The following is a 13200-nucleotide window of genomic DNA, read 5'->3' as shown; positions in this document are numbered from 1 at the left end:
GTTGCAATCTTGTAGGCGGCGGAGTCTAGCAGTACACGACGAGACGGCCAATACTCGGGTTGATGGCTGAGCCCCGGGTTTCCCAGACATATCTGAGTGTCTCATTGAAACTCAAATTCTGCCGCATCAGGCCACGTACCCGGGGGCAACTTTGGCCGAAATCCGCTCTTTCAGAAAGGAGGCGGTGTTCACGTGACGGGCGTTGACGACAGGGGCAGGAATGCAAGCCGCTGCCGGGACGGCGTAGAGGCCGTTCCGGTCGACCGATCATGATTGCTTAGGCGGCAGGGATTACACGGGGCATCCACTCCGGCTGGCGGATGGCTTCCCGCATTTACTCCCGACCCGGGCGGAGACAGGCCGGGAGAATTTGGCGGTGGTTGCGGCATGCCAACCGGGGCTCACGGCTGGTTGAAGCCGATCACGAGGTCGATCAATGCCTTGCCGGGAAAATCCGACTGTACGAAGCCCAGACGGGGATACGGTCCCGGGTTAAGCCCGACCGCCGGACCGAAGGTCGGGTTGTCGCCGCTGTATTCCCAGAACAGGCCGGGAAATCTTTTCTTATAGTCATCGAACGTGTTTTCCAGCAGACGCGTGTTGTTGACCGACGGCAGGGTCCTTTCCTCCTGCATCGACATGTAGACCGTTTACTTCGGATGCTGGACCAAGAAGGTCTTCAGCGTAATCAGCACCTGGCTGAGCGATACCCGCTGATATATCGGTCCATGGAAAATCAGGCAGGAATTGTTCATGTGCTGGCAGCGGATATCGATCCCCCGGATGCCGGCCATCAGCTGCGTCATCAGGCTCATCGACTGGGTCTGCGCCAAATCGCCCCCGTAAAGCGCCATGCTGTCATGCGTCGCGGGCACCGACAGCCCGGACAAACGGCGCTCGTCCGGCAAGGCAGCCATCCAGTCAGGATTGCGCGCGCCAACGTACGCGCTCAAAAGCGCAACTCCGGTGCCAATGGGCCGTCTATACGCAAGCCATTGTCTTGATGAAGTATTTTTATGCGCAACCGTTGGATTGGGTTTCGCAACGGCAGCTTTTTTGACGGTGTTTCGTAGAGTAACGGAGTCTCGCCGATATCGCAGATGGCGATCGACGGAACAGGAAGTGGACAGGCACGCCCGATTCGCTCGTCGCGGATGCGGCCGATGGCGATGGTGGGCGGTACGTTATCTCAGAAGCCGGCGGTGTTTTGATGGCGAGCAGACCGAGTGCTGGTGCCGTGGTCGGCTTGCAGTTCAAGGTGCCGACGCCGCCCGCTTTCAGTGATGACCGGCCGCGCCTTTCGCCTTGAGGATGTGGTCGGCCCTTCCGCGCCCGTGTTCAACAGGCCACGTCCCGGAGGCGACTCTAACCGGCCGGAAATTACGGCAATTCCGCAGCCTGCAGGTAACGTTGCCTGGCCTCGTTTTCTTTGCGGGCCGCATCGATTTCCCGCATCACCCCGCGCACGTCGGCCGGACGGGTGTCATGCTCGAAATAGCCGGTTAGATTCGCTTCCGGGTGCAGATCGCCGCTCTGGTAGAGCTTCCACATTTCCTTGCCGTAATCCGTGCCCAGCAGTTCCGGGGCGTAGCGGCCGAAATAGGCAGCCATGTTGCCGACGTCCCGTTCCAGCATGCGGCGCGCGTGATTGTTGCCGGCGGCGTCGACGGCCTGGGGTAGATCGATGATGACCGGCCCCTCGGCGCCGACCAAAACGTTGTATTCCGACAAGTCGCCGTGCACCAGCCCGTCGCAGAGCATGCGGACGATCTGCGCAATCAGCACGTCGTGATATTCCCGTGCCTGCTCCGCCGTCATGTCCAGATCATTCAAGCGAGGCGCCGGATTGCCGTCGGCGTCAGTCACCAGTTCCATGAGCAAGACGCCATCGACGAAGAGATAGGGCCGCGGCACCCTCACACCCGCGTCGGCGAGGCGATACAAGGCGGTCACTTCGGCATTCTGCCAGGCCGATTCCTGCTCCCTGCGCCCGTAGCGGCTGCCTTTCTCCATGGCGCGGGCACGGCGGCTGTTGCGTACCTTGCGGCCTTCCTGATACTGCACGCTTTGGCGAAAACCGCGCTGCTCGGCTTCTTTGTAGGCCTTGGCGCAGCGGACTTCGGTGCCGCAGCGGACCACGTAGACCGCCGCTTCTTTGCCGCTTTTCAGTGAACGGATGACCTCGTCGACGAGGCCATCGTGGATTAGGGGTTCGATTCTTTTAGGGGTTTTCATTAGCCTTATTATGCACCGACGCGGGAGTGAGGCCGAACCCGGCTCATAAATAGCATATGGGCGCTGGCATTCGAGCGGTTTTCATAAATACTGTGTGATGTCCCGTTGGAAGGTGCTTCCATGATGACCGTATCGAAAACCGACGCCGATAGCGTGGATTGGGAGTTGTTCCCCCATGTCGCCGACATGGGCGTGCGCGGTTTCGGGCAGAGTATGGAAGAAGCTTTCCAGCATGCCGCGCTGGCGCTGACTTCCATCATCTGCGAGCCTGAAAACATTCATCCTGAGGTCGCGGTGGAGATACGCTGCGAGGCGCCCGACGAGGAATTATTGCTGGCCGACTGGCTGAATGCGCTGGTCTACGAGATGTCCGTGCGCAAGATGCTGTTCGGCCGTTTCCGGGTGGCGATACGAGGGAATAGTCTGGCCGCCACCGCTTGGGGCGAGGCCGTGGATCGCGAGCGGCATCAGCCGGCGGTGGAGGTGAAGGGGGCCACTTATACCGAGCTCAAGGTCTTACGCGAGGCGGGCGGCCGCTGGGTCGCCCAGTGTGTGGTGGATGTCTGATTCTCAATCGGGGGCATACCTATGGACACCAGCCGCTTCGAACGCATTTCCGAATTTGCCTGGCGCATCGCCCAGGTTCCGCCCATGCGGGTCCCGGCGGTCATCTACGCCGACGAGGAACTGATACGCGGCATGGACGACAAGGTCTACGAGCAGGCGGTCAATGTCGCCTGCTTGCCGGGCATCGTCGGCGCGAGCTATGCCATGCCCGACGCCCATTGGGGCTACGGCTTTCCCATCGGCGGCGTGGCCGCCTTCGATGCCGACGAAGGCGGCGTGGTGTCGGCCGGCGGCGTCGGCTTCGACATTTCCTGCGGGGTGCGCACGCTGACCACGGGACTGCGGCGCGAGCAGATCGAGCCGGTCAAGCAGGCGCTGGTCGATTTCCTTTATTACACGGTACCCGTCGGCGTGGGCAGCCGCGGCCATATCCACCTCGACAAGCACGCCATGGATGCCATGCTGCGCGGCGGGGCGGTCTGGGCGGTCGAGCAGGGCTGGGGCGAGGCGCGCGATCTGGAGCGCATCGAGGAGCACGGACGGATGCAGGGCGCCCGGCCCGAGGAGGTTTCCGACCACGCCAAGGAGCGCCAGCGGGAGGAAATGGGCACGCTGGGGTCCGGCAACCATTATCTGGAAGTTCAGGAGGTGGCCGAAGTCTTCGATGCCGAAACCGCCGAGATCTTCGGTATCCGCGTCGGCGATATCGTGGTGACCATACATTGCGGCTCGCGCGGGCTGGGCCACCAGATCGGCACCGATTACCTGAAGCGTATGCAGATCGCCGCGCAGCAGCACGGAATACGGCTGCCGGACCGCGAACTGGCTTGCGCGCCGATAAACTCCGATGTCGGCCAGAGCTATCTGGGCGCGATGCGCGCCGGCATCAACTGCGCGCTGGCCAACCGGCAGATCATCACCCATCTGGCGAGGAAGGTGTTCGCCGAGGTTTTGCCGGAAGCCCGGCTCGACCTGCTCTACGACGTCTCGCACAACACCTGCAAGCTGGAGGAACATCGGGTCGATGGCCGGCGCCGCCGGCTCTACGTGCACCGCAAGGGAGCGACGCGGGCTTTCGGTCCCGGACATCCCGAACTTCCGCCTATCTTCCAGAACACCGGCCAACCGGTGCTGATCGGCGGCTCCATGGGCACGGCCTCCTACATCCTGGCCGGCGAGGCCACCGGCGAGATGCGGTCGTTCGCCTCGGCCTGTCACGGCGCCGGGCGCGCCATGAGCCGGCATCAGGCCACTCGTACCTGGCAAGGTCGCAAGGTCATCGACGATCTGGCGGCACGCGGCATCCTGGTCCGCAGTCCTTCCCAGCGCGGGGTGGCCGAGGAAGCGCCCGGCGCCTACAAGGACGTGAACGCGGTGGTGAGGGCGGCGGATCGGGCGGGCCTCGCCCGCCTGGTGGCGAAGCTGGTGCCGGTGGTCTGCATCAAAGGCTAAGCGGGGCGCCATGACGAGACCGGCGCGCGGCTTCGGGCCGCCGGGGCCCGGTCGCCAATCGGCCAAGGCCCCGCCTTATGTTAGGCTTAGCCCTAACGGCCCCCAGTTCCTGCGGCCTTTTCCGCCGACCGGGCACGCCCCAGGTTATTTCAACTCACCAAGCCGACTGCTGGAATCCGCCAAGGTTGCAGCCCACGACGCCCGCAGAGCAGACGGCACACATTCCGCAACAAGCCTATGAGCAGACCGATCACCCCTAGCCTGGCCGCCGACGCCATCATCGAACTGACCGATAGGCCCGGCTCCCCCATCGTGCTCATCGAACGGGCATTCCCGCCGCTGGGCTGGGCGATACCGGGCGGTTTCGTCGATGTCGGCGAAACGGTGGAGCAAGCGGCCATCCGCGAGGCCAAGGAAGAAACCGGCCTGGACGTGCGGCTCATCGCCTTGCTGGGCCTGTATTCCGACCCGCGCCGCGATCCCCGCGGCCATACCGTCACCGCCGTCTACGTGGCGCGCGCGACGGGCGTACCCAAAGCCGACGACGATGCCAAGCATGTTTGCGTGGTGTCGCTGGACGAGTTCCATCAGCCTTTGGCCTTCGATCATGCCCTGGTGCTCGACGATTACCGGCGGTTCCGTTTGAGCGGGCAGCCGGCGCCGTTGCGCTAGCCGGGTTCGAGCATGGGCCGTACAGCGCGGTCGGCCCATGATCCTGCGCGCAAGCTGCCGGCATACCTGGGCCGACGGCCACACAGGGATCAGTGCGCCGGCTCGGCCTCCTTAAACCATCCCCGCGTTCGGTTGCATACCGAGCACACGGTCAGCATCACCGGCACTTCGACCAGCACGCCGACCACGGTCGCCAGGGCGGCGCCGGATTCCGGTCCGAACAGTGCGATGGCGGTGGCCACCGCCAGTTCGAAGAAGTTGCTCGCGCCGATCAAGGCGCCCGGCGCGGCGACGGCGTAGTTCACCTTGAACAGCCGCATCAGGCCGTAGACCAGCGAGGAATTGAAATACACCTGGATCAGGATGGGGACGGCGATGAGCGCCACGTGCAGCAATCGGCCGGTGAGATTGTCGGCCTGGAAGGCGAAAATCAGCACCAGGGTCAGCAGCAGCGCGGAGATGGCGACAGGATGCAGGCGCGGCAGGAAGACTCGTTCCAGCCAAGCATTGCCTTTCAGGTTCATCAACAGTTTGCGGGTCAGCACGCCGGCGGTGAGCGGGATGACGATGAACGCGATTACCGAGTAGAGCAGCACGTCGAACGGCACTTCCAGCCCCGACGCGCCGGAAACCAGAAATTTCACGATGGGCGCGAACACCGCCAGCATGATGAGGTCGTTCACCGCCACCTGTACCAGGGTATAGGCGGGATCGCCGTCGGTGAGATAGCTCCACACGAATACCATGGCGGTGCAGGGCGCAGCGGCCAGGATGATGACGCCGGCCGTGTATTGATCGGCATCGGCCGTGCCTATCCAGGGCGCGAAGATATGTTTGAAAAAAAGCCAGCCCAGCAGCGCCATACCAAAAGGCTTAACCAGCCAGTTGACGAACAGGGTAATCAGCAATCCCTTGGGATTGCGGCCCACATTGAGAACTGAGCCGAAGTCGACCTTCAGCATCATGGGATAGATCATCAGCCAGATCAGCACGGCAATGGGCAGGTTGATGTGCGAGACCTCCATCGCCCTCAACGCGGCGACCGGTTCGGGCAAGGCCTTGCCCACAGCCACGCCGACCACCATGCACAGAGCCACCCAGACGGTGAGGTAGCGGTCGAACACGCTCAAGCGCTTGGGCTCGCAGACGGCCGGCCAGGATTTAGGCGTGCTATCGCGCAATGCCTGTTTGTTCATGATCTTGTTCCCCGTTCCTCTTAGGATTCGGCGCCAATACGATCCAATGCTTCGGCCAGTTCGGCCTTGGATAGACTTTCCAGCGGCAATGCCAACAACGCCCGGATGCGTTTTTCCAGCGCCACGTAAGTCGCCTCGAAAGCGGCTTCGACGACTTCGCGGCTCCCCGTCACATGGGCCGGATCGGGCAGGCCCCAATGGCCGCGCACCGCCGCTCCCAGATAGACCGGGCAAGCCTCCCCCGCCGCCGCATCGCAGACGGTGACGAGGATGTCGAAGAGCGTGCCTTCGAATTCGTCCCAGGACTGGCTGGCATAGCCCTCGGTCGACAACCCGTGACGAGCCAGAGTCGCCAAGGCGTTTTCGTTGACCTTGCCGACGGGATGACTGCCGGCGCTGGACGCCCGCAATCGGCCGGCACCGAGATGGTTGATGAGCGCTTCGCCCAGGATGCTGCGACAGGAGTTGCCGGTGCAGAGCACCAGGACGTTCAGGGGTGTGCGCGTCATGCCGGGGCCTTGGGACTGGATGGGGGACAACAGGCGGTAGCCGGATCGATCCGAATCACGTTGTCCGCGCCGAACATCGGAATGCGATCCAGCGTATGGAAGGCCTCCCAGGCGATGCCCTGAGGATCGACGGACCAATACTTGTCCGACTTGGCATAGCAGCAGGCGCTCTGTTTCTGTTCCTCGACAGGCAAGGCGGCAGCAGCCAGACCGCGTTGCACCGCTTCCAGCTCGTCGTCGGACTCGACCTGCAACCCCAGATGGTCCAGCCCGCGCTTGCGACCCCGCGTGGAGATAGCGAAATTGACGCGCGGATCGTCCAGCATCCATTTGGCGTAATCGGCTTCGCGCACCGCGGGTTCGGCCTGAAACATTGCGCTGTAGAAGCGGATGTTTTCAGCGAGATCGTCGACCGCGATGTGTACGTGGAATCTCTTCATGACGGGTACTCCGTTTCGAGTGAGGTGAATTGGGTAGTCGATCAGGTGACGGGCTCGTCGCACCGCGTGCAGTCAGCAAGCGCGCCGGGCGCGCAAGGAGCGCCGTTGCAGCAGTTCTCGGTGAGGAAACCGATCAGCTCATTCATGGCGTGAAAATTCGCAGTGTAAATGACGTAGCGGCTTTCCTGGCGGGAGGAAACGAGCCCAGCGTGAGTCAGTTCCTTCATATGGAATGACAAGGAAGACGGCGCGATACCCAGCGCTTCGCCGATTTTACCGGCGGACAAACCTTCCGGGCCGGCCTGCACCAGTAAACGGAAGACAGCCAGCCGGGATTCCTGGGCAAGTGCTGCGAGGGCGGTGACGGCGGATTTGTTTTCCATGTTTCAATGATTATCGAAATGTTTGAAGGATGCAAGCCGGAAGAATGGAGTCGCCGGCTTGCGGAACAGCCGAGGTGCTGAATCGGACGATCTGCGCTCACACCTGTGAGTTAAAGACGACCGTGTAGGCCCAGGCACTTAGGACTTCCTCAAATCGCCGCAGCCTGTTGGCAGGCCAACGCTGGCCCCAACGGTTTTCCCTGAGCGCAGTTCGGCGCCCGGCTCCGTCATGTGTTTTGGTATTCCGAACGACACTGTCGCCTGAGCCCGACGGAACTGGAGCGATATTGTCTTCTTGCGTCCGGTGTTCCTGCATGGGGAGGCTTGATGGCCCCACGTCACGCCCAGCTATTCCTCCTAGACCCCATAGATTTCCTTACGAAACTCGGCAGTGGCCTGGCAACGATAGAACACTTGGCACGCCATATGCTAATGTAATCAGGATTTTACGTACCCCAACGCGCGGCCCGCCTACGGAGTCAGTCCGGGCGAGGCGCACGGCAAGGCTATCTCTGACATCAAGAGAAATAATTGCTCAATACAATGACATCGCCGACAGAAGCCGGAGCAGGCATCGTGCGCCTTGAAAAGTTCGTCGCTTTGAGAGCCACGTCACAATGCCCGTTTCACAGCCCCATTAATCTTCCCCACCAAAGGAACCAGACATCCCCCCGCACCGGAATGGATAACCGGCGACCGAGGGGATTGATGACCTGAAAAAGGCAAAACCACCGAAAGGTGGCGACGCAAAGTTACCGGTCTACGGGAGAAATCCTACGACAGCGGGATTGCCAGCGATCCACCGCAAGCATTGCGGTCCCTCTGTGCGATACGCCGGATTTCCCAAAAATTCAACGCAGAGAGGATATGACCATGAACTCTAGAACCAACCAACCCATTTCCGTCTGCCTTGCCGCCGCGGTCTCCGCGATACTAGGGCTTGCGTTCGCCACCACGGCGGACGCGGCCCCGGACAAATGGGCGGAAGGCCGCATCCTGGTCCAGCCGCGTGCGGGTCTACCGGATGGCGAGTTCGACGCTATCTTGAGCAAACACGGCGCACGCTCACAAGGTCGCTTACCGCAACTCGACGTGCATGTCGTGGAAGTACCGGCCAAAGCGGAGGCGGCCATCGTCAAGGCCTTATCGAAGAACCCTCATGTAAAGTTCGCAGAGCTGGACGGATTAATTGGTCCTAACCAAACGACCCCAAACGACCCGAAGTTCCCGAACGCTTGGCACCTGGCCAAGATTCAAGCGCCCACGGCGTGGGATGCTAGCAGAGGGGCGAACGTCACCGTCGCTATTCTGGATAGCGGCGTGGAAGCGACGCACCCCGATCTGGCCGGCCAATTGCTTCCCGGCTGGAATGTGGTGAGCAACAACGGAGACACCTCGGACACCCGAGGGCACGGCACGGCCGTCGCCGGCACGGTTGGCGCGGCTAGCAACAACAGCACCGGTGTTACCTCTGTTGCATGGAACGTCAAGCTCCTGCCGATCCGAATCACTAACAGTGCCGACGGATTCGCCTACTACAGCGACATCGCCAAGGGCCTCACCTGGGCCGCTGACAACGGTGCCGACGTGGCCAATATCAGTTACGAAGTCAATCAGGTGTCTACAGTCACCTCGGCCGCCCAATACATGCGCGGCAAGGGGGGCCTCGTAGTCGTTTCTGCCGGAAACGGCAGCACCGATCCCGGCTATGCCGATAACCCTTATATCATCAGTGTTTCCGCGACCGATACCAACGACACCAAGGCCAGTTGGTCGAACTACGGTAGCTATATCGACGTGGCGGCCCCTGGCAATTACATTTGGACAACCAGTCCGGGCGGCGGCTACGGGCAATGGTACGGCACGTCCTTCTCCGCACCGACCGTCGCGGGCGTAGTCGCACTAATCAAGTCTGCCAATCCGGCCCTCACCCCCGATCAGGTCGAAAAGGTGTTGGAAGTTTCGGGGGACGATATCGCCGGTACGGATTTTTACCCCTACTTTGGCTGGGGCCGGGTCAATGCGGCGAAAGCCGTACAGTTGGCGTCGCAGACCCAGGCCACGGATACCCAGGCGCCCAGTGTCAGCGTCTTCTCGCCGACGGCCGGCACGACCGTAAAAGGCTTGGTGAGCGTAGACGTCAACGCCGCCGACAACGTGGGCGTCGCGCAAGTAGCGCTCTACGCCGGCAGCCAGCTGGTCGGAACCGATACTGTCGCGCCCTATCAGTTCACCTGGGATTCTAGCCTGGTTGCAGACGGTAATGCCACGCTCACCGCCAAGGCCTACGACGCCCAAAACAACCAAGGCGTTTCCAGCGGCGTGACTGTGACGGTGGACAACGTCGCCAATGTCGCCGATACCACGCCGCCTACCGTGACATTCGTCTCTCCCGCGAACAACAGCAATGTTGGGACCAAGGTCACGATCTCGGTCATAGGACAAGACAACGTCGTGGTAGCTTCGCTCAAGCTGTATATCGATGGCGCCCTGAAGAGCACTGTTACAAGCGGAAGCATGAGCTACACCTGGAATACCCGAAATGTGGCCAAGGGCAGCCACACGCTTAAGGCGGTGGCCACGGATCCGGCCGGCAATCAAGCCGCGGCGACCGAGACGATATTCAAGTAGCTGATATTAGAAGTTAAACCTAACCCCCGAAAAAAGCCGGCTCTGCCGGCTTTTTTCATGTACGCGGATCGCACGAACTTTTCTATCGACCATGCACATGGTCCTTAAGTCGGCTGGACCATCGCTAGCAAACACAGGCAGGCTGTCAGAATTTTTTACATTTCTGCCAAAAATCGCATGATGCCCATCAAATATTAATAACTATCAATGCCTTATATTCATGGCATGGACTATGTATATTTCTTACTGCGATCCGTCCGTGATGCTAACGAGGAAAAATTTATGAACGCAAAATATTTAAAAAGCGCATTCCTGGCATGCAGCCTACTTGCCGCCGGGACCGCGCAGGCTATCCCCGAACTCCAACTTTATCTTGAAGGCGCCACGTATGACGGTGGTAGTGAAACCTGGGTTCTCAACGGCGGCCCACTACGTCTTTGGGCGATTGGCAACGTGGCTGGTCCTGGTAACAAAGGATCGATTTTCGACGTAAAGCTTTCCATCGCTTACGCCGATGGCTTGGCTCCAACCTTTACGCTGACGCCGTCGACGACAGGCGGATTGGGCGGCTTCACCGATCCCTCGACCCCCGGTGCAGCCGTATTCAGTCAAACCGTCACCAACGGGTCCGCCCCATTGCTGGGCGACGGCTCGTCTCTCCCGACGCATGGCATTTATGGATCAGGGACCGACTGGACGGAGTTTAAGCTGGGTGACTTCACGCTCACCGACTCGCCGATAGGCGATTTCATTACCAGTTTCCCGACGCCTGGTGCGGGTGATGCCAATAAGGCCCAAATCAATGTATATGACATTGCCATCAGCGGCGTCGCAGCAAACACGCCGTTCCACTTCGATCTCTACGATCATTATTTCACCCAACAAAATGATGCCAAATACATAAATGCGCCATTCTCCCACGACGCTGGCGGTACTAGCGGAACGACCGGAACGACCGGAACGACCGGAACGACCGGGACAACCGGGACAACCGGCCAAACCGGAACTACCGGCCAAACCGGCCAGATTCCCGAGCCTGGTATCATCCTGCTGTTCGGGACGGGGCTATTGGGTCTCGCTTTCTCAAGCCGACGTGTAGCGAGCTGAACCTAAATGTCCTGTAAAAAAGCCCCGCCACTAGCGGGGCTTTTTTGTAAGGCTCCAATCGACAAAACCGCTTAGGGATCTCGCCCTGATCAGCGGCCTTTCCCGACTCACACTAGCCCCGGAATGAAGCGGTATTTGACCCGTTCGCAATAGCGGCGGTAATCCGGGTCCAGCCTCAAGTGTCTTTCCTCGGTGATGGCCCGCAGGTAATAGACCCCGTTCCAGACCAGCAGAAACAGATATTGCCGCGGGTCCGAAAAAGTCGTCAGGCCGGACGACCAGGTCGCTAGGACCTTCGCGGTGTAAGCCGGGTGGCGGACAAACGCATAGGGTCCACGGGTGATGATGCCTCGGTGGGTCAGGTTGCTGAACCTGAGGCCGAAGGCCAGAGTCGCCGAGACATAAATGCCCCATAACGCAATCGTCATGGCTTTGAGTCCCATGTCAATCCAATCCGCCTGCAAATAGGGATTGAGTGTTGTACTCATGCTCTTGAACGGTAGATAAATTCCGGAAACCTGATTGAAGGGCGGATAACAGGCGAGTGCGACGCCCCAACCCAACAAAGTCGGCTCCACGCTCTTCGACCGGTTACCCAGCCAGCGTGAACTGCAGGCATACCCGAGCATGCCTACCCCCACGTCGATGCAGAAAATCGTGTGAAACATCGCCCAATAAGCGTGATCGAAAACGGTTTTTTTCAGGATGGACTGGCCTTCGGCCAACTGAGACAGCACTGTCGACAGGTGCTGACTCAGCCCGGAAGATTCCTCAAAAATGAAATTCACCATCAGGGGAAGGAAGAACAGTTTGACAAGCAAATCGCGAAACGACACCTTAACGCGCCGATTCGCGAGGGTCCGTCTCAACGACCGTGATCGCCAACGAAGCACGGCGAGAGATAAACCACGGGCCAGCAATAGGATGTTGAACAAGGGATCGCTACGGTCCTCGAACCGGTGCCCCCGAAACAGATTGGTCAAAAGAATGTAAGGCGGTCCAAGAACCAGAAAAGCGGAAAACACATAGGCACTCAGTGTTCGCCAAGGCTCGAAAAACTTGGATTGATAATAAGGATGTCCGAATGAGAGAATCAGTATCGTACCGAAGAAGACTATACCGGCCAGCCATCGCCAGCAGGCGGTCCTTATCGCCCAGCCCAAGGGCGAAACCACCGGCCGCCGACCAGCCTTGAGGGCGCGGGCCATCGGAACCAGCCAAACCGACAGCAAAGCCAAGGCCGTTAGGGCCCAGAGCGCCTCCATCTGCGTCCAAAGCCATGCGGTGCCCGAATAAACGTCATCGGAGAAGAACAGATAGCGGCCCTTCCTCGCCAGGAGATAGGCGGCGAACAGACTCGCAGCAAGGACCAGGGTTGTCATGCATCTCGCCAGCCAGTGTTTCGCCAACTCCCAGGTGACCATCACCTGAAAACACAGCAGTAGCGCAAACAGGATGTCATAGTAACTTCGTGGCACTGACGGGAGCGAGAACGTCGCTGGCAGCCACCATAGGGCATGGATGATATCGGGGCCTCCGTTATTTAAGATATCAGCCCTGAACAGAGCGTAAAACGCCATCATTCCAGCGAAAAACAAACCGCCGACCACTCCCGTGGACATACTCTGGCAGCCCCGCCTCACGTCAAAATTGACCGTTGACGGTATTTTGTCTCTGCTCAAATCAATCATTTGGGCTTCCTTAACTAGCAGTCTAAAGGCTTGAAATTATAGGCTGCGTGCTCGAATCCTATAACCTCATCGGCTGGACACGGCGCGCCCGCTGGTAACCTGGCGGGAAACGGGGAGGCATAAAAAGATTACACATCCTTATTTATTTGACCTCGCACCGCGCTGTCGCCCTGATCGGCCATGAGGTAGTAACGTTCAGTCCTATCGACCGGGATGGTCGGCTAACCCAGCACCTCCTTAAGAAAAACCTGTATTAGCCCACATCCAGCATGAGAGATAAAATCACAAGCTATTGATTTTTTATAATTACTCATCCA

The 13200-nt window shown here is 59.9% G+C and carries 13 protein-coding genes and 1 riboswitch; of the genes, 5 read left to right on the top strand and 8 right to left on the bottom strand.

Annotated features, from left to right (window positions below):
- Positions 1-401: 401 nt before the first annotated feature.
- The 3 genes from JWZ97_RS01385 to JWZ97_RS01375 form a co-directional block, all read right to left on the bottom strand.
- On the bottom strand, positions 402-641 hold the full coding sequence (locus tag JWZ97_RS01385) for a hypothetical protein (protein WP_205432903.1): 240 nt from the start codon (positions 639-641) through the stop codon (positions 402-404).
- 9 nt (positions 642-650) lie between these two features.
- Complete coding sequence (locus JWZ97_RS01380) at positions 651-953, bottom strand: phosphatidylinositol-specific phospholipase C domain-containing protein (protein WP_205432901.1); 303 nt, start codon at positions 951-953, stop codon at positions 651-653.
- Positions 954-1380: 427 nt separating this feature from the next.
- The gene (locus tag JWZ97_RS01375) at positions 1381-2235 is read right to left on the bottom strand and encodes a PA4780 family RIO1-like protein kinase (RefSeq protein ID WP_205432899.1); all 855 of its coding nucleotides are present in this window, start codon (positions 2233-2235) and stop codon (positions 1381-1383) included.
- A gap of 120 nt (positions 2236-2355) precedes the next feature.
- Here JWZ97_RS01375 and JWZ97_RS01370 point away from each other — a divergent pair, with 120 nt between their 5' ends.
- The 3 genes from JWZ97_RS01370 (at position 2356) to JWZ97_RS01360 (ending at position 4926) form a co-directional block, all read left to right on the top strand.
- Positions 2356-2802: an archease gene (locus JWZ97_RS01370; RefSeq protein ID WP_240342423.1), complete on the top strand. Its 447-nt coding sequence runs from the start codon at positions 2356-2358 to the stop codon at positions 2800-2802.
- A 21-nt stretch (positions 2803-2823) separates the two neighbouring features.
- Positions 2824-4254, top strand: a complete 1431-nt coding sequence (locus JWZ97_RS01365) for an RtcB family protein (RefSeq protein ID WP_205432897.1) — start codon at positions 2824-2826, stop codon at positions 4252-4254.
- A gap of 237 nt (positions 4255-4491) precedes the next feature.
- On the top strand, positions 4492-4926 hold the full coding sequence (locus tag JWZ97_RS01360; protein WP_205432895.1) for an NUDIX hydrolase: 435 nt from the start codon (positions 4492-4494) through the stop codon (positions 4924-4926).
- Between the two features lie 89 nt (positions 4927-5015).
- Here JWZ97_RS01360 and arsB read toward each other — a convergent pair whose 3' ends face one another.
- Genes arsB through JWZ97_RS01340 form a run of 4 tightly spaced genes read right to left on the bottom strand, consistent with a single transcriptional unit; the run spans position 5016 to position 7454 of the window.
- Positions 5016-6122 (bottom strand): ACR3 family arsenite efflux transporter, encoded by a 1107-nt coding sequence (gene arsB / locus JWZ97_RS01355; protein ID WP_205432893.1) that lies wholly within the window; start codon positions 6120-6122, stop codon positions 5016-5018.
- A gap of 20 nt (positions 6123-6142) precedes the next feature.
- The gene (locus JWZ97_RS01350; protein WP_205432891.1) at positions 6143-6631 is read right to left on the bottom strand and encodes an arsenate reductase ArsC; all 489 of its coding nucleotides are present in this window, start codon (positions 6629-6631) and stop codon (positions 6143-6145) included.
- Positions 6628-7071 (bottom strand): ArsI/CadI family heavy metal resistance metalloenzyme, encoded by a 444-nt coding sequence (locus tag JWZ97_RS01345; RefSeq protein ID WP_205432888.1) that lies wholly within the window; start codon positions 7069-7071, stop codon positions 6628-6630. The genes JWZ97_RS01350 and JWZ97_RS01345 overlap by 4 nt, the downstream gene beginning before the upstream one ends.
- Before the next feature lie 41 nt (positions 7072-7112).
- Positions 7113-7454 (bottom strand): helix-turn-helix transcriptional regulator, encoded by a 342-nt coding sequence (locus tag JWZ97_RS01340; RefSeq protein WP_205432885.1) that lies wholly within the window; start codon positions 7452-7454, stop codon positions 7113-7115.
- A 711-nt stretch (positions 7455-8165) separates the two neighbouring features.
- Positions 8166-8250, top strand: a riboswitch (cyclic di-GMP riboswitch).
- A 77-nt stretch (positions 8251-8327) separates the two neighbouring features.
- On the opposite strand from JWZ97_RS01340, the gene JWZ97_RS01335 reads away from it, so the two are divergent.
- Together JWZ97_RS01335 and JWZ97_RS01330 are read left to right on the top strand one after the other, a co-directional pair.
- The gene (locus tag JWZ97_RS01335; protein WP_240342422.1) at positions 8328-10085 is read left to right on the top strand and encodes a S8 family serine peptidase; all 1758 of its coding nucleotides are present in this window, start codon (positions 8328-8330) and stop codon (positions 10083-10085) included.
- Positions 10086-10367: 282 nt separating this feature from the next.
- Positions 10368-11192, top strand: a complete 825-nt coding sequence (locus tag JWZ97_RS01330) for a choice-of-anchor N protein (RefSeq protein ID WP_205432882.1) — start codon at positions 10368-10370, stop codon at positions 11190-11192.
- 107 nt (positions 11193-11299) lie between these two features.
- Here the strand turns inward: JWZ97_RS01330 and JWZ97_RS01325 are convergent, their stop codons facing one another.
- Positions 11300-12574, bottom strand: a complete 1275-nt coding sequence (locus JWZ97_RS01325; RefSeq protein ID WP_205432880.1) for an isoprenylcysteine carboxylmethyltransferase family protein — start codon at positions 12572-12574, stop codon at positions 11300-11302.
- Between the last annotated feature and the right edge of the window lie 626 nt (positions 12575-13200).

It is taken from the genome of Methylococcus sp. EFPC2 (assembly GCF_016925495.1).
Classification (GTDB): domain Bacteria; phylum Pseudomonadota; class Gammaproteobacteria; order Methylococcales; family Methylococcaceae; genus EFPC2.
The sequence above is the reverse complement of the archived record's forward strand: the minus strand, read 5'-3'. Positions and strand labels throughout refer to the sequence as shown.